Source organism: Shewanella indica (genome assembly GCF_033842865.1).
In the GTDB taxonomy this organism is placed as follows: Bacteria; Pseudomonadota; Gammaproteobacteria; order Enterobacterales; family Shewanellaceae; genus Shewanella; species Shewanella indica.
Genome location: NZ_JAWXXR010000001.1, coordinates 1,195,389 through 1,215,433 on the forward strand (window position 1 = coordinate 1,195,389; position 20,045 = coordinate 1,215,433).

Below are 20,045 nucleotides of genomic sequence, written 5' to 3' on the forward strand. Positions count from 1 at the left end.
GACTAACCGCCTATTCGGTTGTGTTATTGAAGTGTGAATATCAGCCCGATATTCACTACCGAGAGGAGGCAGTCTATGGCAATAAGCCGCAGTGTCTTGCTTCTGGCAACCCTGTTTGCCAGCCTCTCCGTTTTGGCCGGAACCAGCACCGCAGGCGATGGCGTAACCTCGTCTTCCCAAGGCCAAAATCCACTCCCTGAGCGGTTCAAGGTTGGCAATATTGTGGTGGTCAGCAACCCGATTTTCGACGAGTCAGCCAAGAATGCCATCTTCCTGCACAATTGGGCCAACACCTTGCATATCAATACCCGGGAATCGGTGATCCTCAATCGCCTCAGTATTCAGGAAGGGCAGGAAGTGACCCCAAGGCAGTTGGAAGAAGCGCAGCGAATTCTCAGGCGTGAGCCCTATCTCAGAGACGCCAAGATCTCTGTGGTCAAGGCCGACCCCAGCGCCGATCAACAGCCTGATGGTGAAACCTTGCTGGTAGAAACCTGGGATCAATGGTCGCTGCTGCCCACCATCAGCCTGGGACGCAGCGGCGGCAACAACAGCTTCTCTGTCGGGTTGAAAGACGACAATATTCTGGGTCTGGGGATCCGCACCCGTTTGAAGTACCAATCCGACGAGGACAGAACCGGCTACAAGGTGGCATTCGAAATGCCGCTGAACATAATCAAAAACGCCACTGTAGCGGCCAACTTCTATGACAACAGCGATGGTCAGGCCAAACAGCTGTATTTTGACAAGCCTTTCTATACCCTTGACGACACCCGCGCCTACGGCGCCGAGTATCTGGATGAAGACAGAATCGACACCATTCGCCAAAACGGCCTCGACATCAACGAATTCAATGAAGAGCTCCGCTATCGCAACCTCTACTGGGGCTTTATGTTCGCCAAAGAAAACCAGAGCCGGCAAAGATTACGCCTTGGAGTTACTCAGGATAAGCACAGCTTTTACGCCCTGCCTCAATACCCGCAGCAGCCCTTGCCTCAGGACAGAGACTTTCTCTACCCCTGGGTAGAATGGGAATACTTGCAGGATGATTTTCGGGTACTGACCAATATTCACCTGGTCAACTATAACGAAGACTTCAACCTCGGCTGGCATCACAGCGTTAAATTGGGGCTGGAAACCAAAGACAGTGATAGCCTGGGTTATCACCTCAACTGGCGCAGCAGTCGCGGCTATTTTGAAGGCAAGGAGCTGCTGTTGCTGGCATTTGGCGGTGAAGCCACCCTGGCCACCCGGCAACGGGACTTTTATCAAGTGAATGTTGCCGCCGAGTATTTCTATAAGTTCACCCCCAAGTGGACCGCCTACTCCAAGGTGCGGCTATCCAACTCCAACAACAACTATATCGACCGTCCCTTTGCGCTGGGGGATGAAACCGGCATTCGCGGTTATCCCAACGACTACCAGCACGGTGATAATCAATGGCTGCTGACCGGCGAAATCCGCTATTACCCCAATATCAACCTCTACCAACTGGCAGAATTGGGCTGGGCCGCCTTTATCGATGTCGGTCAGGCCTTTGGTGGTGCCATGGCCAATGACAACGAAGTCTCAGGCCCCATAGGCTCAGTCGGTATAGGTGCCAGAGTCTACTCTTCCCGCTCCAGTTATGGTCATGTCGCCCACATAGATTTCAGCGTGCCCTTTACCCGGGGCGATGAAGTGGACGGCTGGGAATGGCGCTTTCAAGTGAAGCAGAGTTTCTAGGCTGACTTTGCCCACCTCAGGGTAGTGTTCATAAATCTGTGTCATTTGAGTAATATACACCCAAAAGGATATTCAAATGACCAAACCTACATTCGACATGGAAGCCGCCATTGAAGCTCTGCGTGCAGGTAAAGACCTGACCGGCAAAGATGGTATTCTCACCCCACTCATTAAACAGCTTACTGAAGCGGCCCTCAATGTTGAGCTCGACCAACATCGGCAATAAACAAAATTCTGGGTTTAGGTATGCATTAAGGGATGATGGTGACGAAACCGAACAATACCTTAAGGCAGTTGTTATTCGTTCAACGACCTGTTCAAAACGTCTTTATAAATTCTTGATTTAGAAAAACAACATCAAATTGACACTGTAATTAACTATACTCTGATGTGTTTTGATATTAATTATTAACTTTACCAGTTTAGTGACGGTTAATTAAATATTCACTTGTTCGGTAAAGCCAAGGTTTTTAATATCCACCCATTCGGTAAACAAGCTACACCACCCGCAAGGTATGACCAGTTGATGTTTATTGAATATTTAATTTGACAATTTATCTGATACGTGATTATTCTGACGTACGTTCAAAACTCTTTGATGTTCAGATTTAATAACCAAAAATGGAACTATTAAATGAACGGACTCTTTAGAAAAGAAGCACTTGATTATTCCAGCAAGAGGTTACTGGGGAGTATATCCCTAGCTCAACATATATCCGTGTATCTTATCGTTTTTCCTCTTCTCTTCACTGTATCAACTTGCATTTCATTTCTATTCCTTTCTGAGTATTCTCGTAAAGAGACGGTGCAAGGTTTTTTAGTGCCTAGTTCAGGTGTTATAAAAGTTTATTCCAGTCGCTCTGGTACTATTGAAAGTATTTATGTAAAAGGAGGTTCGAAGGTTCAGAAAGGAGAATTAATCGCTAAAGTTTTATTATCAAGACCACAGTTAAATGGGATTGACCTGAGTGAAACCTTGCTTTCAGGGTTAAAGTCGCAATTATCCTTACTTGAGCAAGATGAGAAAAATACTGTTTTGGTGGCTAAACTAGATTTGCAGCGGCTTAAGCAGAAGGTTCTGGATTTGACCGAGACTGAAAAGGTTCTTGAGCGCCAACAGTTACTGCTTGATAAAAAACACAAGTTACAACAACAAGAGTTTGAGCGTTTCAATAAAATATACAGCAATGGTTATTTATCGGAAACAGAACATCAATCTCAGCAGCAAAAATTATTGCAAATTGCACAGGAAATGGAATCCAACAAGTCTAACATAGTTAATATTAGCGCTCAGTTAAATGAAGCCAAGGCAGAGGTCGCTAGTCACCCCCATCAAACAGAATTGAGGCTTGCCGATATAGCCAGGCGTAAAACCGATGTGCAGCGGCAGGTTGATGAAACCCAAAATGGCTATGAGTTCAGTATTATCGCCAAAGAAGCAGGGGTGGTGACATCCATTGCGGTAAAAGAAGGGGAGTTCTTACCGACGAATAGGCCGCTCCTTAGCATCATTCCTGAGGGTGCGCAGTTGGTAGCTGAGCTGTTACTTCCGACACGTTCGGCGGGTTTCGTCAAGCTAAGAGATGAAGCGAGACTCAGATTTGATGCATTCCCGTACCAGAGATTTGGTTTTCTGGCAGCTACTGTGTCGCGGATAGATAAATCTTTACTATTGCAGGGCGAGGCGGATATACCAGTGCAGCTTGATGAACCGGTTTACCGGGTGCAAACCACCTTGTCTCAGCAAAACATTAATGCTTACGGCGAAGAGTTTGCGCTAAAGCCCGGGATGTTGCTGGAAGCGGACATTATTTTGGATAAACGCTCGCTGTCGGATTGGCTATTGGATCCCATCTATAACCTCAAAGGCAGGGTGGGTTAAATGACTCTTTGTGAAATAAGCTTGGTAGAATTTAGCTTGTTTGACGCTGCCTTAAATGTAGCAGAGTCCACTGTAGCAGTGTGACTAATCGGCGAACAGGCTAAAAGGTAGGGCAAAGGTTTCGCAGCCGGCCATATCTTTGAAAGACGCTCGAAGACATTTTGAAAGAAATGTCACCCGATGAAAGCTTCAAGCACTCATAATATCCATGTTAAGGAAAAGTATTATGCAAGAATTAAAAATGGACGAGTTAGTGCAGGTGAATGGTGGGATAGCACCTCTTGCTGTTATGGCTGGCGCTCACATGGCAAAATCTCTGTATTTGTCATATAGAGTTTATAAAGCAGCTAAGGCTATCCACTAAGTAATATTTGGAGGGGCGCGGCTATATTCGCGCCTTATTGACTATGTTCTACAAGTACTATTTTGAAGGAAAATGCTACAACCTGGTTAATAACTGGTTTTGTGGATTGCACATTTATTACGGAGATAAATTAATTTATAGAGAAAATACTGATCTTCCTGAACGAAAAATTGTAGAGAATTTCAATTTTTCGCATGAAGGTACTGACTTTAAGGTTCAAGCAACTAAGAAATGGTTTTCTATCGATTTTAGGGTTTTCCATCTGAAAGGTGCAGAAGAAACCAAGTTGGATTTACACACCTGTCTAGATTATTTTAGATGGATTAAATTATCCTTGAGTTGGAAAGACGCAAACATACTCTTTAAAATTATTTTTTTATCAGAAGTCGCCTTCTTTACCATGGGATTTTGGCTTTTTATCAAAGGAGAGATAGTGGAAGGTGTAATACTGATTTTACTGGCATTAGCAACTATTATCCGCTTCGACATTAAACGTTAGGGCTCATGGTGTTTAAATAGTTATTATTAAAGCAGCCATATTTTAAGTGGAGTCATTAATAGCACTGTTTCTCTGATAATTGCAGTTCAATCTTAGTGATGCTAATAACTGTAAGTTTTGTAAGTTTTGTAAGTTTATCACATGAACATATCAACAGCTTTTTCTAACACGAATATTCTGTGGCCACTATGAATGAATACGCGAGCAAATAAATCAACTTGCCATGACCAGGATCATCATTGCACACCGCCCTAAAACTATTAAACAGACAGATAGGGTATTGGTGATGCACATAGGACAACTTCATACACCCGAATCTATACAGCAGCAAGGAGCGTAACTTGGTACTTAGGCAGTTTGGGTTAACTTCAATGGAAAGCTGCTTAAGTCAAAGGCACAGTCAAGGTTTTGCGGCCGACCATGCCTTTGAAAGGGCGCTTGATGAGCCCATCAAGCAAACACAACTTAGTAGTTTAATGTAAGGAATGCATTATGAAAGAATTAACTGTCAATGAGATTGAACAAGTGAATGGTGGTAATTGTTTATATGCTGGTCAAGAGTATAGTACCGGTTCAAAGTTAGAACAGGCTGGAGAAGTGTTAACATGTCAATCAGACGGCTCATGGGGTTAAGTTCATGAAAGTATTATTAATATTGGTTCTAATGCCTATATCTACATTTGCAGGTGACTGTGAGACATTAAAGTCTGCTAGTGTTAGCCATAAAAAAGTAGATGAAACGAAGTATTGTTACTATGAATCGAAAGAGTACTCACTAGGCTCTAGGCTTAAGCAGCTAGAACAGGTAATGGCATGTGTTAAAAGCAAGGCTAATGACCAGCTTATTTGGAGCAAGATTTAGCACATAGTATTAAATATGCTTCTTAATTCCAACACAAGGAATACGTTATGCACAAATTAACTATACATGAAACTGAAAATGTGTCAGGCGGGTTCCATTGGCTAGCTAATTTATTTGGTACACAAACAACATTGCTACCAATGCTACCAACCATTGAAGTCGAGATGGTTTAATTTACGGTCCGCCATGGACTTTCTATGGCGGACATCTATATTGATGGTGGGCACCTATATTATGAAGAAAAATCCAATCAAAGCTAGATGCCCAAAGTGTGGCTCTAACTCAATTAGGGTTTTACGTACTCCGAAAAATCTTATTTTGGAAGCGACAAACATTATTTCTTGGTCAATAATTGGTGTTGAGGTAAATGAAGTTTATGTTTCCTGTAATAATTGTGGAAGTATTTATAAAGGGTAATTTTATTTTGAATGGTGGATTCAATTCTGTATGAGTTGTTGGTTCTAGCGACACTTATTTGTATTAGTCGCGAGTTAATCTGACAGGAAATTTCGCTGCAACCAATGCCACAGCCACACTGTAGCAATCTGTCTTTAGGGAACGACGAATCTCACCGCAAGGATGATACGCACGAAATCTCAGGGGGATTTTATAGCGAAATGATAGGTAGTTTTGCGTAACTGGATGTACTGCATGATGTACCAAACTTTGTAGCAAAAATTGATAACAAAGCTAAAAACACCATACAGAACATCCACTTACAGAATAGGTGAGTTGGCCTATAAGCCGGGTCCTGTTCTCCCGAAGGAGCGGCAGTCATTCCTCTAGGCCTGCAATCGCTCACAGGCTCAAGCAATCTACCCGGTTCCAACGCGAGCCACGCATTAATTCCGAAGAATAGTGGAACCCTATTTGATCTTGCTCCGGGTGGAGTTTACCGTGCCGCGAACTGTTACCAGCCGCGCGGTGCGCTCTTACCGCACCCTTTCACCCTTACCGGCCCGAAGGCAGGCGGTCTACTCTCTGTTGCACTGGTCGTCGGCTCACGCCGCCCAGACGTTATCTGGCACCCTGCTCTATGGAGCCCGGACTTTCCTCCCCGTTCTTGCGAACGCAGCGACTGCCCGGCCAACTCGGCGCGGATTATAGCCCATAGCGGGCTTCACACCAAGGCATTTCCTTACCAGCCCAGCTCCAGCCCTTTTTTATAGAGAGCATTTTTCTTCAACCCATGGATCTGTGCCGCAATGGCGGCCGCCTTCTTCAGCGGTAATTCATCACAGAGTAGTTTGAGGGTATCCAGCGCCGCTGCAGGCGTTTCGTCGGCTTCTTCACTGACAAAACCGTGCAGCATAAGCACAATTTCACCGCGCTGCTGGTTGGCATCGGCTTCTACCTGCGCCAACACTTCGGCCGTGGTACCGCAGAGGAAGGTTTCAAAGGTCTTGGTCAGTTCCCGCGCCATCACCATCTGCCTATCCGGCCCCAGAACCGCCACCAGCGACTTGAGGCTGGGCAAAATTCTGTGGGGTGACTCATAGAAAATCAGGGTGCGCGGGTCTTCTCTAAGCGCCAACAGTTTATCCTGACGCCCTTTGTCTTTGGCCGGTAAAAAGCCTTCAAACGAGAAGCGATCCGAGGGCAAGCCAGATGCCGACAGCGCGGCAATGGCGGCGCAAGGGCCGGGCAGCGGGATCACCGGATAACCGGCGGCGCGCACATGGGATACCAGGTGATAGCCGGGATCGGAAATCAGCGGCGTGCCGGCATCGCTGATCAGCGCTATGGCTTCACCTTCGCCGAGGCGTTCAACAATCCACTGCGCCCGGGCACGTTCATTGTGGTCATGCAGCGCTGTCGTGCGGGTATCTATGCCAAAGTGGCTCAGCAATTTACCGCTGTGGCGAGTGTCTTCACAGGCGATCAACGCCACCTGATTCAGTACTTCCAGAGCCCTGGGGCTCAAGTCCCCCAGGTTGCCTATGGGAGTGGGAACTATATACAGCGCGACCGACAGGTCCATAACTACCTCGGAGATGAAAGTGCCGAGACTTTCGTCAGGCACAATAGAAGGTTAAACTAGAGCCAGCATCTTACCAGAGTGAAGCCCTGTGTTAAAAAGCCTGAATAGAGTTAAATACATTTCTGCTGTGATTCTGCTTGCCAGCCTGTGGGGCTGTGGCAGCACGCCGTCGGCAGACAAAGAGCAGCTGGCCGTCGTTTCCCTGGTCAGTGCCCCGCAAGCCCCGGCCGAGTATTTGGCATTTGCCGCCAAGGCGCCCAGCAAGGAAAACCGCGAGCGTTATCTGTTGTTGGCCGCCAATGCTTACCTCAAGCAAGGGGATACAGATGCCGCTGCAGATATTCTGCGTTCAATGCAGGCCGGGCTGAGCCCGGTGGATGAAATCCAGGCCGAGCATCGTTTTCTCAGCGCTCGCCTGCAGGAGCTGACCGGCAAGAGTGCCGAAGCGCTGAATACCTTGAATTATCCCGGTAATTGGCAGCTACCCGATTGGCAGTGGGCCAGTTATCACCAGGCCCGTGCCCGGCTGTTTGCTGCCAACCAACAACCCGTGGAGCAAGTGCGTGAGTTGAGTCAGCTGAGTCAGTATCTGCCGGTAAAGGCAACCGGCGAGGTTAACGACCAGATCTGGCAATTGCTCAAGCCACTGCAGGAAGAAACCCTGCAGAGTTTTGCCGCTCAAGAGAGCGATGCCGTATTTACTGGTTGGCTACAGCTGGCTTATCTGGCCAAGCACTACGCGGTGGATCCCTCAAGCCTGATCCGCCAGTTGAGTGACTGGCAGAAACGTAATCCTTATCATCCCGCCGCGGTGCAGTTGCCTTCGGATCTGCAACTGGCGCTCAGCGCCAAGCCTTACAGACCGAGCAATATCGCCGTGCTGCTGCCACTTTCGGGCCCAAGAGCCGGGGTCGCCAACACAGTGCGTCAGGGCATACTGGCCAGTTATCTGAGTGAACCGGACAGCAATGTCAGCCTCAATTTCTTCGACACAGCCCAAGGTGCCGATAAGGCCTATCAGCAAGCGCTGCAGAGCGGCGCCGAATTTGTGATTGGCCCACTGCTGCAAAACGAAGTGGAACAAGTGATGGCGGCCCAGCAAGCTGCCGGGGCAAGTACGCCGCCACAACTGTTTCTCAACCAAATAGATAAGCTGCAACCGCAACAGAATAAGTACTACTTTGCCCTGTCTCCCACTCAGGAAGCCAGCGATGCCGCCAGACGCATGTATCAGGATGGTATACAGGTGCCACTGCTGCTTGCCAGCAATGATGCCGTAGGCCAACGTATGGCCCAGAGCTTTAAGCAAACCTGGATGGAACTGACCGACAGTGATGCCGAAGTCCACTTCTATGACAACGGCGACAAGATGCGCGAAACCGTGGAAAGCGCCCTCGGCGTAACGGACAGCAAGGCGCGGATCCAAGCCATTAAGGCACTGCTCGGCAGCAAGGTGAAGGCCGACTTCCGCTCCCGTACCGATATCGATGCCATCTATATGATCTCGGGGATTCAGGACTTACCGCTGCTGAAACCCTTTATCGATGTCAATTTCAGTGTCTTTGCCGAGCAGGTGCCGCTGTATACCAGCAGCCGCGCCCGTCAGGAAGACAATGCCAAGCAAACCGCGATTGAACTGAACAATATCACCATCAGTGATATTCCCTGGTTACTGCAGGCCAGTGAAGAAACCGAGGTGGTCAACAAGTTGTGGCCCACCTGGGGTAACGCCCAAAAACGCCTGTATGTGATGGGCTATGATGCCCTGCAACTGGTCAATCGTCTGGCCCAGATGCATGCCTTCCCCGGATATCAGTACAATGGCCGCAGCGGCCAGTTGACGGTGAGCCCGGATGGGGTGATTGATCGTCAGCTCAGCTGGGCCAAATACCAACGCGGCGTTTTACGGCCACTGTAAGCCGGCATATGGATCTGGGACAGGAAGGCGAGCGTCTGGCTCGCCAGTATCTGGAACAACAGGGCCTGACCTTTGTCGAACAGAATGTGCGCTACAGTTTCGGCGAACTGGACTTGGTGATGAAACAGGGCAGCCAATGGGTGTTTGTTGAGGTAAAATACCGCTCACCCAGCCGATTCGGTGGCGCTTTGCAGTCATTGAGCCAGGCCCAAATTGCCAGGCTTCGCAAGGCCGCCAGTCAGTATCTGCAGCAACACAGGATCAATGCTCCATGTCGCTTCGATCTACTGGCCATTGATGGCGGCAAGGTGAAATGGCTGCAAGACGCTTTTTAGTAAACGCTTAATCCAAAACAAATTTACACTTTTATGCCTGAAAAAAGCCACCGGCCTATGGCATGATAGCAACACTTGATAGTGAAGGACTTATCCATGTTAGAACGTATCAAAGACAGCTTCACCGAGTCGATTCAGACCAAGATTGACGCCGCAGAGGCGCTGCCTGAGTCCATCTCCAAGGCCGCAGAAATGATGGTGCAATGTCTGTTGGGTGGCAATAAGATCCTTGCCTGCGGTAACGGCGGCAGTGCCGGTGATGCCCAACACTTTTCCGCCGAGCTGCTGAACCGCTACGAAGTGGAGCGTCCACCGCTGCCGGCCATAGCTCTGACAACAGACACCTCAACCCTGACAGCCATCGCCAACGATTACAGCTATGACGAAGTGTTTTCCAAGCAGATCCTGGCACTGGGCCAACCCGGTGACATACTGCTGGCCATTTCCACCAGCGGCAATTCGGGCAACGTCATTAAAGCGATGGAAGCTGCACTGAGCCGGGATATGACCATAGTTGCGCTCACGGGTAAAGATGGCGGTGCCATGGCCGGATTGCTGAGCACCAATGATGTGGAGATCCGCGTCCCCTCCAACGTCACGGCGCGTATTCAGGAAGTACACCTGCTGGTTATCCACTGCCTGTGTGACAACATTGACCGTACCCTGTTCCCGCAGGACGAGCATCAATGAGACGTCTGCTGCCCCTGTGTCTACTGCTTACCAGTTTGACCGGCTGTGCCGGAGCCGTAATGGTGGGTGCAGTCGGCGGCGCCATGGTGGTCAACGATGAGCGCTCGCTCAAGACCCAGTTGGATGATACCAATGCCGATTTTAGTATCTCCAGCGCGTTGGGCGCGGAAGAGGATCTGAAGAATCAAACCAATATCACCGGCGTCAGTATGAACGGCAATGTACTGATGATAGGTCAGGCGCCCAACTCCATGCTTAGAGACAAGGCGATTCGGCTGGTCAAAGAACTACAGTTGGGTGGCAAGATCCACAATCAGATCCGTATTGGTAACCCGACATCCTTTACCACCCGCAGCAACGACACCTGGATCACCACCAAGGTCAAGGGACGGATGCTCAACGACAAGAATCTGGATGTCACCAAGATCAAGGTGATCACTGAGAATGGTGAAGTCTTTCTGCTGGGTTTAGTCGAGCGAGAGCAAGCCGATCTGGCAGTGGAAATCGCCCGCAATACCGCAGGGGTACGTAAGGTGATCAAGGTGTTCGACTACGTCACCCCTTAACAGCCAAATCCCTCGTCTATGCAAACAAGAGCCGGTTATACCGGCTCTTGTGCTTTCAGTTCACGGGTTTTCATCAGCTTGGCGATGGCGGGCAGGCACAAGGTTGGCAGCACCACCAACGCAGCCCCAATCCAACTCAGGGTATCCAGCCACTCATCGAACAGCAGCCAACCCAGGAAGACAATAAAGATCAGTCCGCTGTATTCAGCCACGGCAATTTCACTGGCCTTGGCCCTGCGATAAGCCAGAACACAGAACCAGTGATACGCCAGCAGGAAAGCATTGGATAACAACGCCACCCCGAGCAGTTGCCAACTGAGCCCGGCCAGTTGCTGCGACAATGCCACCAGCAGAGTCAGCGGCAGACTCAGCAAGTTGTAACAGAGCAAAGTCAGACTGGCGGCTTCGGTACCGGGCAGCTTTCGCAAACTCATCTGGTTCAAGGAGAAGGTAAAGGCAGAAACCAACACCGCGATACCGGCAAGTTCCAGTTCACTAGGCTTTAGGATCAACAAGATACCGACAAATCCCAGTGCGGCAACTCCCCACTGCAGCGGCGTGATCTGTTCCTTCAGAAATACAGCGCCGAGCACCATGATCATCAGGGGCGCCGAATAGAATAGCGAGCTGACAGTCGCCAAGGGCAGCGCCATCAGGCCAATAATCAAAAAGAGCGCGCCAACAGCTCCTGTGTTGGCACGCCAAAGGTGGATCTTAAAATGAGAAGTCCCCGGGCGACCGGCCTTGAGCCACAGGGGCAGCAACATAAGTACCGCTGTCACCTGGCGCACCAGCAGGAAAGTCGCCGCATTGGCATCATCCGGTAACCACTTGACCGATACGTCATAAAAAGCGCTGAAGAGATTTCCTACGGTCAATAAAATCAAACCGATAGCAACGGTTCTCTGCATCTTGGTTATCCTGAACGACTCTCAATCGGCGGCATCATATCCGGGTTAAAAACCAAACTGAAATGATGTTTTTTGCGTATAAATGAATTAAATTCATACTAAATTTCCGGAAAGAATAGCCGATGCGAAAACTTCCCCCCTTGAGAGCGCTGCAGGTATTCGAGGCAGCTGCGCGCCAGAGCCACTTTTCCCGCGCCGCCGAAGAGCTGTGCATCACCCAGAGTGCCGTGTCCCATCAGGTCAGATTACTGGAAGAACACTTTGGCGAGTCCCTGTTCCAACGTCAGGGGCGCAGTCTCAAACTGTCACCCAAGGGAGAGATCCTCTACGGGGAACTGGAGCGAATATTCAACGAGCTGGCTGATCTTGGCCGTTTGTTCGGTGAACCCAATCGCGAGCTGAAACTGGCGGTTTACAGCTCTTTTGCAGTTAAATGGTTGATCCCCAGGCTCAGCGACTTTCGCCGCCGTCACCCTGAGGTGCAGATCAGGCTGGAGATGGTGACTCAAGATCCCGAGCTCAGCGACAGCGTGGCCGATCTCTTTATCAGTGGTGGCCTCAAACGACGGGGTTACTGGCAGACGGTGCTGCACAAGGAGCGGCTTATTCCGGTTTGCAGCCCACAATTGCCCCCCAGAGCCGGACAGATAACGATTCAGAGTCTGCAGCAGTACCCACTGTTGACTGTGGATGAAGGCCCGTTGGGGCTGGACTGGAACCGTTGGGCCGAGGCCAACGGTGTGACTCTGACAGCCAATCACAGGCAGCATATTTTCAGCCATGTGTTGATGGCCATAGAGGCCGCGATTGCCGGTCAAGGCATAGCACTGGCGTCAGACTTTATGGTAGAGGATGATATTGCCAGTGGCCGTTTGATTGAGGCCGAACTGCCGGATGTGCACACAGGGTTTGAGTTCACTTTTTGCTGTAAAGAGCGGCGCCTCAAAGAACCGGCGATAGCGGCCTTTGCCGATTGGCTGATGTTGATGGCAAGCCAGCCACAACCGCAGTAACTCGAACGCAGCCACAAAAAAGCCGACCTTGTAGGTCGGCTCTCAAGAGTGGCTGATTTACACCAGCAAGCCTATCTTCTCATAAACTTTCTTCACTGTGACTTCGGCGCGGGCCTGGGCCTTTTCCGCGCCCTGCTTCATCACAGACTCCAGGAAGGCTCTGTCTTCGCGGAACTCACGGAAGCGTTGTTGCAACGGCTCCAACATTCCGACCACGGCTTCACCGGCGGCCACTTTCAAATGGCCATACATCTTGCCTTCAAACTCGGCTTCCAGTTCGGCTATGCTCTGGCCTGTCACCCCGGACATCAGGCTCAGCAGATTGGACACCCCAGGCTTGTTGTCTATGTCGAAACGCACGACAGGCGGCTCATCGCTGTCAGTCATCGCCTTTTTCAGCTTCTTCATCACCGCCTTGGGATCTTCCAGCAGGCCGATGACATTGTTGCGGTTGTCATCTGACTTGGACATCTTCTTGGTGGGATCCTGCAGCGACATCACCTTGGCACCCAGCTCAGGGATAAAAGGCTCTGGCACTGTGAAGGTGTCACCATAGGCGTTGTTGAAACGGGTGGCGATGTCCCGGGTCAACTCCAGATGCTGTTTCTGATCCTGACCGACAGGGATCTCATTGGCCTGGTACAGCAGGATATCGGCCGCCATCAGCACAGGATAACCAAACAACCCGACGTTGATATTGTTGGCGTGCTTTTGCGACTTATCCTTAAACTGAGTCATGCGGCTCAGCTCACCCATCTGGGTATAACAGTTCAGTACCCACCCCAGTTGAGTGTGCTGCGGCACCTGTGACTGAATGAATACTGTACTCTTCTTGGGATCAACACCACAAGCAAGGTACAGCGCCAATGTGTCCAGGCAAGCTTCACGCAAGGCATTGGGATCCTGACGCACAGTGATGGCATGCAAATCCACCACACAATAGAGGCAATCATGGCTGTCCTGCATGGCCACCCACTGACGCAGGGCACCCATGTAGTTACCTATGGTCAACTCGCCTGAGGGCTGGGCACCGCTCAATACTATGGGTTTGGGACTGCTCATGAATTTCATTACTCCGATTGCTGTGGCGGCAAATGCGCCAAAATTTGCTCAAAATGATCGCATACGGCATCTGGGCCGCAAAGCCCAATATCTTCACCGTAGTTGTAGCCATAGGTCAAGCCGATTGAGGCAATACCTGCAGCTTTCGCCGCCAGAACGTCGTTACGGGAATCACCCACCATCAACATCTGCTGAGGCTGCAACTGCCATTTCTCCAGCAGATGAGTCAGCGGCAAGGGATCCGGTTTCATCTTAGTGAGAGAATCGCCGCCGAGAATTTCACTGAAAAATAACTCAATACCAAAAGCCTGCAATAAAGGGATAGTAAAGCGATAAGGCTTGTTGGTGACCACCGCCAACTTAAAACCTCTTTGCTGCAGGGTTCTGAGCACAGACTCAACCCCGGGATACAGCTTGCTGTAACGCTCAAGGCAAGCTTCATAATGCTTCATAAATACCGGCATGGCATCGGCCATGACAGAGGCATCCGGTTCAGCCCCCAGGCTAAAGGTCAGCGCGCGGCGCATCAACATCTCTGTGCCGTTGCCAACCCAGCTGCGTACCTGATCTTCAGTGCAACTTCTAAGCCCCAGATCGGCAAGCGTCGCTTGGGTCGCCGCGGCCAAGTCCGGCACACTGTCAACCAGAGTGCCATCCAGATCAAAGGCGATCGCGCTGATACTGCTTGCGATCATAACTTACACTCCCGCCAGTTCGCTGCGCATTTGGTCGATAACCGCCTTATAGTCAGGCTGGCTAAAGATGGCTGAACCGGCAACAAACATGTCGGCACCGGCGGCGGCAATTTCGGCTATATTGTCCACCTTAACGCCCCCGTCGACCTCCAGGCGGATATCGCGGCCACTCTCATCGATACGGCGGCGTACTTCGGCCAGTTTATCCAGTGTCGATGGAATAAATGACTGACCACCAAACCCAGGGTTAACCGACATCAACAAAATCACATCCAGCTTATCCATCACATAGTCCAGGTAGTGCAATGGCGTGGCAGGGTTGAATACCAAGCCGGCCTTACAGCCGTGGTCACGGATGAGTTGCACTGTGCGGTCCACATGCTCGCTGGCTTCCGGATGGAAAGTGATAATAGAAGCCCCCGCCTTGGCAAAATCAGGCACTATGCGGTCGACCGGCTTCACCATCAGGTGCACATCGATTTCGGCGGTAATACCATAGTCACGCAAAGCTTTGCAGACCATGGGGCCTATGGTCAGGTTAGGTACATAATGGTTGTCCATCACATCGAAGTGAACCACGTCGGCCCCCGCATCCAATACGGCTTTAACATCATCACCCAGGCGGGCGAAATCGGCAGACAGAATGGAAGGAGCAATAAGATATGGGCGCATAGCAATCTCACAGGATGTTTAAGAAGTCGCCTATTTTACCCGCCAAGGCGCTCAGGCTCTATAGCCTGGCGCCCATTTCTGCCGTTGAAAAGCATCATAAGTTGGAATAAGGTTGTTACTTGGTAAAAAGCTGTTCAATTTATCAACGGCTTTGTTATAATCGACCAACGTCACATTTGGGGATGGAACAGGATGAACCAGAAACCGCAGGTTTTCACACACAGCATCAAGTCAGCAGTCATACTCGCTGCCGCCGCTGGCGTGGTGGGAGCGACTGCTGTTGGCTTCCAAAGCCTGGGTTCTTCCGCGAACAATCTGGCCTGCAGCTACAGCCAGGAACACGACTACAATCCCAATCTGCCTTCCAGCCATCCCAATAATCGCTGTGCGACTCAGGAAGATGACTTGAGCTGGGGGGGCTGGTTCAGCGGCAAGAGTCGTTCGGGCCAGTTCCATTTTGTCGACTTACTGGAGTTACTGCACGGCCATCAACGCAAACCGGTTGACGATATCGCCCCGGCAAATTCCAACAACGGTTTTTAAATGTTTGGCCGCTACTGGCGTTACCTTTACAGTACGCTGGCGGCCTTCTTCGGCGTGCAGAGTGAGTCCAATCGTGCCAGGGACTTCAGCGCCAATTCCTCACCTCTCCCTTACATCATCACAGGCGTGTTGCTGGCAGCACTCTTGGTGGTTGGACTATTGCTGCTGGTAAATCAAGTACTCGCCTGATTACTTTGGCAAAGATGACTTTCAGTCGTTCTCGTTGTGATAGGTTTCGTCGTACAAAGCCATCAGCTCATTCACCTTGGTTCTGCTGCTGCCCTTCTGGCTGATATTTCGCTGTACCTGAATCGTTTCCATTCTTGAACCATGGTACAGCTCACGGGTCAGCGGAATATCATGGTTGCTGATAAGCACTGGAATACCACGCTCAATAGCGGTATGACGAGAGTGCCTGGCCAGCAGCGCCTGGTCATCCAACGAAAAGCCGGCCCCAACATAAGTAGTAAAGCTGGCGGTGGTCGATAGGGGGGCGTATGGCGGATCGCAATAAATCACATCACCGCTTTGGGCCAGAGCAAACGCCTGCTCGTAGCCAATACAGCGAAACTCGGCATTTTGTGCCTTGGCGGCAAAGCCGCGTATTTCCTTCTCGGGAAAATACGGCTTCTTGTAGGAACCGAAGGGCACATTGAATGAGCCTTTACGGTTGTAACGACATAAGCCATTAAAACCAAAACGATTGAGATAGAGAAAATAGATAGCTCTATCGAAGGGGTCGCGACTACGGTTGAATTTATCTCGGATCAGATAGTATTGCTCTTTGTCGTTCATCTGCGGCACAAACAACTCGGCCGCCGCCCCTATGTATGCTTCCGGACGAGTCTGAATGATGGAGTAGAGATCGATTAGATCACGATTGATATCGCACAGCAGGTAGCTGGGGTAATCTGTGTTGAGGAACACAGAACCGGCACCGACAAAGGGTTCAACCAGGCGCTCGCCCTTGGGCAAGTGCTGAATCAGGGCATCAACCAGTTTAAATTTACCACCGGCCCACTTGAGAAAGGCTCTTTGTTTTTTCTTCATTAAAATTGATTGGTGCCCGGAAAAACGAAAGTGAGGATTGTACTCGGTTTAAGATGAAATTTCACTGTTACTTAGGCCAGCTTGTAAGCGATAGTGTTGCAGTGATTGCCAGGACTTAATCAAAGGTTGAGGCAGGTCCAAAGACAGTTGCAATACCTTACCGGCTTCGATGGCTTCTTGCTTGCTGGCATATTCCCCTACCAATACCACCCACCAATCCTTATGTTTGGCCACTCTGACATTTTTCACTTTTTTCAGCTTAATCATAAATGCTGTCAGTGAAGACTCGCGTTTCAGACTTACCAATTGCAAGGTGTAACCTTGTGTCGGTAGCACTCCGGCACTAGGCTCTTGTTCAAGCTCAGATTGAGCTTGAATTTCCTGCGCTTCATTATTCATAGAGGCAGCCTCTTTGACCTGCGGCTTTTGGGTAACAGGAGCGGTTTCCACATCCAGCGCCGCCTTGGCATCGCTGAGCAGTTCAGAACCAGTTTCCGACTCAGGGGTCGACTGACTATCCGCTTGGGGCACGGTTTTCTGAGCTGATTTCGGGTCTTGCTGCGAGTCAATCGCTGGTGAAACAAGGCTCTGGCTTCGTGGTTGTTCGAGACGAACATATACAGGAGCCGAGCTGAGAACTTTCGAGGCCGGTTCCGATTCAATATCGAGCCAACGCTCGGCAAACTGGCTTAAGGGACTTGTCCTATGTTCCAGTACCAAGGCAGACTTGGTCAGCTCGGGCAGAGGCTCGGTCGAACGCAACAGATACCAGGAGAGCAATGCCAAACAACTCAGCACAGCAAGGCTCGACATCAGTAAGGTCTTCCACGGGAATACTCTTGGCCTCGGCGGCTCACCATTCAATGCCAGCTCCAACAATGCCAAAACCTCGGCCGGTGTGCCCTGCTGCCGCTCCAACTGCTTAACCACTATAGCCCGCGGCGTAAAGGTGTGTACTGCGCTGCGAGTCAACAAAGTTTGATACAGCCCCTCACGCTCGGCCAGAGAAAGCGGCTCAAGCTTAACCGGCAATACCTGCTGTTTCTGTGCCTTGGGCAGTTGCAACTGTAACTGTTCAGCAAATTCCGGAGAAACCGAACAGGTCAGCGTGATAGGTTCACCTCTGGCTTGCAGCTGAGTCAGCAACAAACACTCGGCCCAGAGCTCCAGCGGCATGTTGTCGGCATCGTCGATCAGTATGTGGATAGGCTTGCGCATCTCACCGAGATAACGCAGCAGGGTGTCGGCCAGCGGCTGTTCGTCGTCAAACAGGGGGTCGGGCAGTAGTTGGATCAGCAACTTGCGCCTTATTTCGGCGGCATCCGCATGTTGAGGACAAGTGACCAACGCCAGATTATGCTCATCGAGCACATTGGCCAAGGCGGTCAACAGCCGTGTCTTACCGGCTCCGACCTGCCCCTGCAACAAAACCAGCTGCTGACCGTAACAGGCCAGATGCTGCAGTCTTTGTAACAGTGCCTCTTGCGAGGGCAGGAGAAGTTCTTCGGTTGCCACCATTGTCACCCATCAAGGTTCAAGCGCGGCAGATCACCTGTTCGAGTAGGGATTCCGGCACTTGAGCAAAAATACCGGCCTGCCCCATATCAGTGGGCAAAACCAAGCGAATTTGCCCAGCCAAAACTTTTTTGTCACGCCGCATGTGTTTGATAAAGCTTTCAAAATCCATGGACTCTGGTGCAGTTATCGGTAAGTCGAATGCCTGTAGCAGCGCACTGATGCGACAGAGAATTGACTCGTCAATCAGTTCCATGGCTTTTGCAGTTTGTGCAGCAAGGACTGTGCCAGCGGCAACCGCTTCACCATGAAGCCAATTGCCATAGCCCATTTCGGCCTCGATGGCATGACCAAAGGTATGCCCCAGATTCAACAGGGCACGAACACCTTGCTCTGTCTCATCTTCGGCAACCACTTCGGCTTTTATCTCACAGCAGCGACGTATGGCATAAGCCAACGCCTCTGGCTGCTGCGACTTGAGTGACTCGACATTGTTCTCGAGCCACAGGAAAAAATCAGCATCCCAAATGATGCCGTATTTGATCACTTCAGCCATACCGGCAGCAAATTCACGCGCCGGCAGGGTCTTCAGACACAGGGTATCTATCAACACAAGTTTGGGTTGATAGAAAGCGCCTATCATGTTCTTGCCCAGCGGATGATTGACTGCCGTCTTGCCACCTACGGATGAGTCGACCTGAGACAGGAGCGTAGTGGGGATCTGGATAAAATCCACCCCCCGCTGATAACAGGCGGCAGCAAAGCCGACCATATCACCAATAACTCCACCGCCGAGTGCCACCAGCACCACATCACGACCGCAGTTATGCTCAAGCAAAGCCGTAAATACGCTATCGAGCTGTGCCAGTGTCTTGTATTGCTCACCGTCGGGTAAAATATGAGCAAAAACCTGAGCCGCAGGCAGCAGAAGGCGCTGCAAGGATTGCAGATACAGGGGAGCTACTGTGTCATTGGAGACAATGAGGACCTTTTTACCCAAGATGCTCGCCGTCAGGCAATCGCTCTGGGCCAACAGACCCTGGCCAATGAAGATAGGATAACTACGTTCACCTAAATCAACCCGGATCTGTTGCATCTTGCGTCCTAGAAACCTAATTGTTCAATGATTTGATTGGCCACCACTTTGGCGCTTTGCTCGTCTGTCTTGACGATAACATCAGCGATTTCCTCATAGAGAGGATTACGCACGTCTGCCAGTGCTTCCAACACTTCACGAGGGTTATCGACCTGCAGCAAGGGGCGACGCTTGTCGCGCTGAGTGCGGGCCACTTGTTTATCAATAGTGGTTTCCAAATACACCACGATACCGCGGGCAGAGAGGAAGTTGCGGATATCTTTGCTTTGAACTGAGCCACCACCAGTAGCCAGAACTATGCCTTGTTTCTCGGTCAGATCGGAAATCACCTGAGCCTCGCGGCGACGGAAACCTTCTTCGCCTTCAACGTCAAATACCCAGGCAATGTCAGCGCCGGTGCGATTTTCAATCTCTTGATCTGAATCGTGGAATTCCAAGTGCAGCATTTGTGCCAGATGACGACCTATGGTGCTCTTGCCTGCGCCCATAGGGCCTACCAGAAAAATATTACGTTTTTCAGCCATTTCTTGTACGTCTGAATCTTATGAAAAGTTTGCCGAATGTCGACTTACTATCAAATCGACGGGATTTGTTACCTTGCTCTTATGAGACTTGACCGGGGATTATCTCAGCTTAAGGACATTCAAGGCAAGTAATGCCGACTAT

Annotated in this window: 22 protein-coding genes, 1 other RNA gene and 1 pseudogene; 14 read left to right on the forward strand and 10 right to left on the reverse strand. The window is 50.4% G+C overall.

Annotated features, from left to right (window positions below; all coding sequences use genetic code 11):
* The first annotated feature begins 75 nt into the window (after positions 1 to 75).
* The 7 genes and pseudogenes from SIL79_RS05470 to SIL79_RS20670 all read left to right on the forward strand — a co-directional run bounded on the left by SIL79_RS05470 (position 76) and on the right by SIL79_RS20670 (position 5,332).
* A complete protein-coding gene (locus tag SIL79_RS05470; protein ID WP_233963005.1) occupies positions 76 to 1,725 on the forward strand; it encodes a ShlB/FhaC/HecB family hemolysin secretion/activation protein in 1,650 nt (549 codons plus the stop codon).
* 76 nt (positions 1,726 to 1,801) lie between these two features.
* A pseudogene (locus SIL79_RS05475) lies at positions 1,802 to 1,942 on the forward strand (IS256 family transposase); the annotation flags it as partial.
* 417 nt (positions 1,943 to 2,359) lie between these two features.
* Positions 2,360 to 3,607 (forward strand): HlyD family secretion protein, encoded by a 1,248-nt coding sequence (locus SIL79_RS05480; RefSeq protein WP_233963004.1) that lies wholly within the window; start codon positions 2,360 to 2,362, stop codon positions 3,605 to 3,607.
* Between the two features lie 226 nt (positions 3,608 to 3,833).
* Complete coding sequence (locus tag SIL79_RS05485) at positions 3,834 to 3,971, forward strand: class IIb bacteriocin, lactobin A/cerein 7B family (protein WP_160289603.1); 138 nt, start codon at positions 3,834 to 3,836, stop codon at positions 3,969 to 3,971.
* A 106-nt stretch (positions 3,972 to 4,077) separates the two neighbouring features.
* Positions 4,078 to 4,470: a hypothetical protein gene (locus SIL79_RS05490; RefSeq protein ID WP_152608477.1), complete on the forward strand. Its 393-nt coding sequence runs from the start codon at positions 4,078 to 4,080 to the stop codon at positions 4,468 to 4,470.
* 492 nt (positions 4,471 to 4,962) lie between these two features.
* The gene (locus SIL79_RS05495) at positions 4,963 to 5,103 is read left to right on the forward strand and encodes a DUF1496 domain-containing protein (RefSeq protein ID WP_226565729.1); all 141 of its coding nucleotides are present in this window, start codon (positions 4,963 to 4,965) and stop codon (positions 5,101 to 5,103) included.
* A 31-nt stretch (positions 5,104 to 5,134) separates the two neighbouring features.
* Entirely contained in the window at positions 5,135 to 5,332 is a 198-nt protein-coding gene (locus SIL79_RS20670; RefSeq protein ID WP_405130429.1) for a DUF1496 domain-containing protein, read from the forward strand.
* A 724-nt stretch (positions 5,333 to 6,056) separates the two neighbouring features.
* On the opposite strand, the gene rnpB is transcribed toward SIL79_RS20670, so the two are convergent.
* Positions 6,057 to 6,426, reverse strand: an RNA gene (gene rnpB / locus SIL79_RS05500) — RNase P RNA component class A.
* A 44-nt stretch (positions 6,427 to 6,470) separates the two neighbouring features.
* Positions 6,471 to 7,313 carry a 16S rRNA (cytidine(1402)-2'-O)-methyltransferase gene (gene rsmI, locus SIL79_RS05505; RefSeq protein WP_162207140.1) on the reverse strand — a complete coding sequence of 281 codons (843 nt, stop codon included), beginning with the start codon at positions 7,311 to 7,313 and terminating at the stop codon, positions 6,471 to 6,473.
* Positions 7,314 to 7,401: 88 nt separating this feature from the next.
* On the opposite strand from rsmI, the gene SIL79_RS05510 reads away from it, so the two are divergent.
* The 4 genes from SIL79_RS05510 (at position 7,402) to SIL79_RS05525 (ending at position 10,822) form a co-directional block, all read left to right on the forward strand.
* Complete coding sequence (locus tag SIL79_RS05510) at positions 7,402 to 9,231, forward strand: penicillin-binding protein activator (RefSeq protein ID WP_039035998.1); 1,830 nt, start codon at positions 7,402 to 7,404, stop codon at positions 9,229 to 9,231.
* 8 nt (positions 9,232 to 9,239) lie between these two features.
* Complete coding sequence (locus SIL79_RS05515) at positions 9,240 to 9,566, forward strand: YraN family protein (RefSeq protein ID WP_039035997.1); 327 nt, start codon at positions 9,240 to 9,242, stop codon at positions 9,564 to 9,566.
* A 96-nt stretch (positions 9,567 to 9,662) separates the two neighbouring features.
* The gene (locus SIL79_RS05520; protein ID WP_039035996.1) at positions 9,663 to 10,256 is read left to right on the forward strand and encodes a phosphoheptose isomerase; all 594 of its coding nucleotides are present in this window, start codon (positions 9,663 to 9,665) and stop codon (positions 10,254 to 10,256) included.
* Positions 10,253 to 10,822, forward strand: coding sequence for a BON domain-containing protein (locus tag SIL79_RS05525; protein WP_039035995.1), 570 nt, complete (start codon positions 10,253 to 10,255; stop codon positions 10,820 to 10,822). The genes SIL79_RS05520 and SIL79_RS05525 overlap by 4 nt, the downstream gene beginning before the upstream one ends.
* Before the next feature lie 35 nt (positions 10,823 to 10,857).
* On the opposite strand, the gene SIL79_RS05530 is transcribed toward SIL79_RS05525, so the two are convergent.
* Positions 10,858 to 11,733: a DMT family transporter gene (locus SIL79_RS05530; RefSeq protein WP_319619055.1), complete on the reverse strand. Its 876-nt coding sequence runs from the start codon at positions 11,731 to 11,733 to the stop codon at positions 10,858 to 10,860.
* 122 nt (positions 11,734 to 11,855) lie between these two features.
* On the opposite strand from SIL79_RS05530, the gene SIL79_RS05535 reads away from it, so the two are divergent.
* On the forward strand, positions 11,856 to 12,746 hold the full coding sequence (locus SIL79_RS05535) for a LysR substrate-binding domain-containing protein (protein WP_028780984.1): 891 nt from the start codon (positions 11,856 to 11,858) through the stop codon (positions 12,744 to 12,746).
* 57 nt (positions 12,747 to 12,803) lie between these two features.
* On the opposite strand, the gene trpS is transcribed toward SIL79_RS05535, so the two are convergent.
* The 3 genes from trpS to rpe are packed head-to-tail and all read right to left on the reverse strand — an operon-like array spanning position 12,804 to position 15,175.
* On the reverse strand, positions 12,804 to 13,808 hold the full coding sequence (gene trpS / locus SIL79_RS05540) for a tryptophan--tRNA ligase (RefSeq protein ID WP_025011602.1): 1,005 nt from the start codon (positions 13,806 to 13,808) through the stop codon (positions 12,804 to 12,806).
* Between the two features lie 8 nt (positions 13,809 to 13,816).
* Positions 13,817 to 14,503: a phosphoglycolate phosphatase gene (locus SIL79_RS05545; RefSeq protein WP_039035992.1), complete on the reverse strand. Its 687-nt coding sequence runs from the start codon at positions 14,501 to 14,503 to the stop codon at positions 13,817 to 13,819.
* A gap of 3 nt (positions 14,504 to 14,506) precedes the next feature.
* On the reverse strand, positions 14,507 to 15,175 hold the full coding sequence (gene rpe, locus SIL79_RS05550; RefSeq protein WP_039035991.1) for a ribulose-phosphate 3-epimerase: 669 nt from the start codon (positions 15,173 to 15,175) through the stop codon (positions 14,507 to 14,509).
* Between the two features lie 192 nt (positions 15,176 to 15,367).
* Here rpe and SIL79_RS05555 point away from each other — a divergent pair, with 192 nt between their 5' ends.
* Positions 15,368 to 15,718 carry a hypothetical protein gene (locus tag SIL79_RS05555; protein ID WP_039035990.1) on the forward strand — a complete coding sequence of 117 codons (351 nt, stop codon included), beginning with the start codon at positions 15,368 to 15,370 and terminating at the stop codon, positions 15,716 to 15,718.
* Positions 15,719 to 15,907, forward strand: a complete 189-nt coding sequence (locus SIL79_RS05560) for a DUF2970 domain-containing protein (RefSeq protein ID WP_071475629.1) — start codon at positions 15,719 to 15,721, stop codon at positions 15,905 to 15,907. It begins immediately after the preceding gene.
* Positions 15,908 to 15,928: 21 nt separating this feature from the next.
* Here the strand turns inward: SIL79_RS05560 and SIL79_RS05565 are convergent, their stop codons facing one another.
* The 4 genes from SIL79_RS05565 to aroK are packed head-to-tail and all read right to left on the reverse strand — an operon-like array spanning position 15,929 to position 19,903.
* A complete protein-coding gene (locus SIL79_RS05565) occupies positions 15,929 to 16,768 on the reverse strand; it encodes a Dam family site-specific DNA-(adenine-N6)-methyltransferase (RefSeq protein WP_039035988.1) in 840 nt (279 codons plus the stop codon).
* Positions 16,769 to 16,816: 48 nt separating this feature from the next.
* Positions 16,817 to 18,286, reverse strand: a complete 1,470-nt coding sequence (locus tag SIL79_RS05570; RefSeq protein ID WP_319619056.1) for an AAA family ATPase — start codon at positions 18,284 to 18,286, stop codon at positions 16,817 to 16,819.
* A 16-nt stretch (positions 18,287 to 18,302) separates the two neighbouring features.
* Positions 18,303 to 19,379, reverse strand: coding sequence for a 3-dehydroquinate synthase (gene aroB / locus SIL79_RS05575; RefSeq protein WP_101095889.1), 1,077 nt, complete (start codon positions 19,377 to 19,379; stop codon positions 18,303 to 18,305).
* An 8-nt stretch (positions 19,380 to 19,387) separates the two neighbouring features.
* Positions 19,388 to 19,903 (reverse strand): shikimate kinase AroK, encoded by a 516-nt coding sequence (gene aroK / locus SIL79_RS05580; RefSeq protein ID WP_025011596.1) that lies wholly within the window; start codon positions 19,901 to 19,903, stop codon positions 19,388 to 19,390.
* Positions 19,904 to 20,045 lie beyond the last annotated feature (142 nt).

Excerpts from the sequence above, each read along its gene's own strand:
- SIL79_RS05515 (WP_039035997.1), top strand. The coding sequence starts at position 9,240 with ATGGATCTGGGACAGGAAGGCGAGCGTCTGGCTCGCCAGTATCTGGAA.
- SIL79_RS20670 (WP_405130429.1), top strand. The coding sequence starts at position 5,135 with ATGCCTATATCTACATTTGCAGGTGACTGTGAGACATTAAAGTCTGCT.
- SIL79_RS05485 (WP_160289603.1), top strand. The coding sequence starts at position 3,834 with ATGCAAGAATTAAAAATGGACGAGTTAGTGCAGGTGAATGGTGGGATA.
- SIL79_RS05525 (WP_039035995.1), top strand. The coding sequence starts at position 10,253 with ATGAGACGTCTGCTGCCCCTGTGTCTACTGCTTACCAGTTTGACCGGC.
- aroK (WP_025011596.1), bottom strand. The coding sequence starts at position 19,903 with ATGGCTGAAAAACGTAATATTTTTCTGGTAGGCCCTATGGGCGCAGGC.
- SIL79_RS05545 (WP_039035992.1), bottom strand. The coding sequence starts at position 14,503 with ATGATCGCAAGCAGTATCAGCGCGATCGCCTTTGATCTGGATGGCACT.
- SIL79_RS05495 (WP_226565729.1), top strand. The coding sequence starts at position 4,963 with ATGAAAGAATTAACTGTCAATGAGATTGAACAAGTGAATGGTGGTAAT.
- SIL79_RS05555 (WP_039035990.1), top strand. The coding sequence starts at position 15,368 with ATGAACCAGAAACCGCAGGTTTTCACACACAGCATCAAGTCAGCAGTC.
- SIL79_RS05480 (WP_233963004.1), top strand. The coding sequence starts at position 2,360 with ATGAACGGACTCTTTAGAAAAGAAGCACTTGATTATTCCAGCAAGAGG.
- SIL79_RS05560 (WP_071475629.1), top strand. The coding sequence starts at position 15,719 with ATGTTTGGCCGCTACTGGCGTTACCTTTACAGTACGCTGGCGGCCTTC.
- SIL79_RS05570 (WP_319619056.1), bottom strand. The coding sequence starts at position 18,286 with ATGGTGGCAACCGAAGAACTTCTCCTGCCCTCGCAAGAGGCACTGTTA.
- SIL79_RS05530 (WP_319619055.1), bottom strand. The coding sequence starts at position 11,733 with ATGCAGAGAACCGTTGCTATCGGTTTGATTTTATTGACCGTAGGAAAT.
- SIL79_RS05470 (WP_233963005.1), top strand. The coding sequence starts at position 76 with ATGGCAATAAGCCGCAGTGTCTTGCTTCTGGCAACCCTGTTTGCCAGC.
- trpS (WP_025011602.1), bottom strand. The coding sequence starts at position 13,808 with ATGAGCAGTCCCAAACCCATAGTATTGAGCGGTGCCCAGCCCTCAGGC.
- aroB (WP_101095889.1), bottom strand. The coding sequence starts at position 19,379 with ATGCAACAGATCCGGGTTGATTTAGGTGAACGTAGTTATCCTATCTTC.
- SIL79_RS05535 (WP_028780984.1), top strand. The coding sequence starts at position 11,856 with ATGCGAAAACTTCCCCCCTTGAGAGCGCTGCAGGTATTCGAGGCAGCT.
- SIL79_RS05565 (WP_039035988.1), bottom strand. The coding sequence starts at position 16,768 with ATGAAGAAAAAACAAAGAGCCTTTCTCAAGTGGGCCGGTGGTAAATTT.
- rsmI (WP_162207140.1), bottom strand. The coding sequence starts at position 7,313 with ATGGACCTGTCGGTCGCGCTGTATATAGTTCCCACTCCCATAGGCAAC.
- rpe (WP_039035991.1), bottom strand. The coding sequence starts at position 15,175 with ATGCGCCCATATCTTATTGCTCCTTCCATTCTGTCTGCCGATTTCGCC.
- SIL79_RS05520 (WP_039035996.1), top strand. The coding sequence starts at position 9,663 with ATGTTAGAACGTATCAAAGACAGCTTCACCGAGTCGATTCAGACCAAG.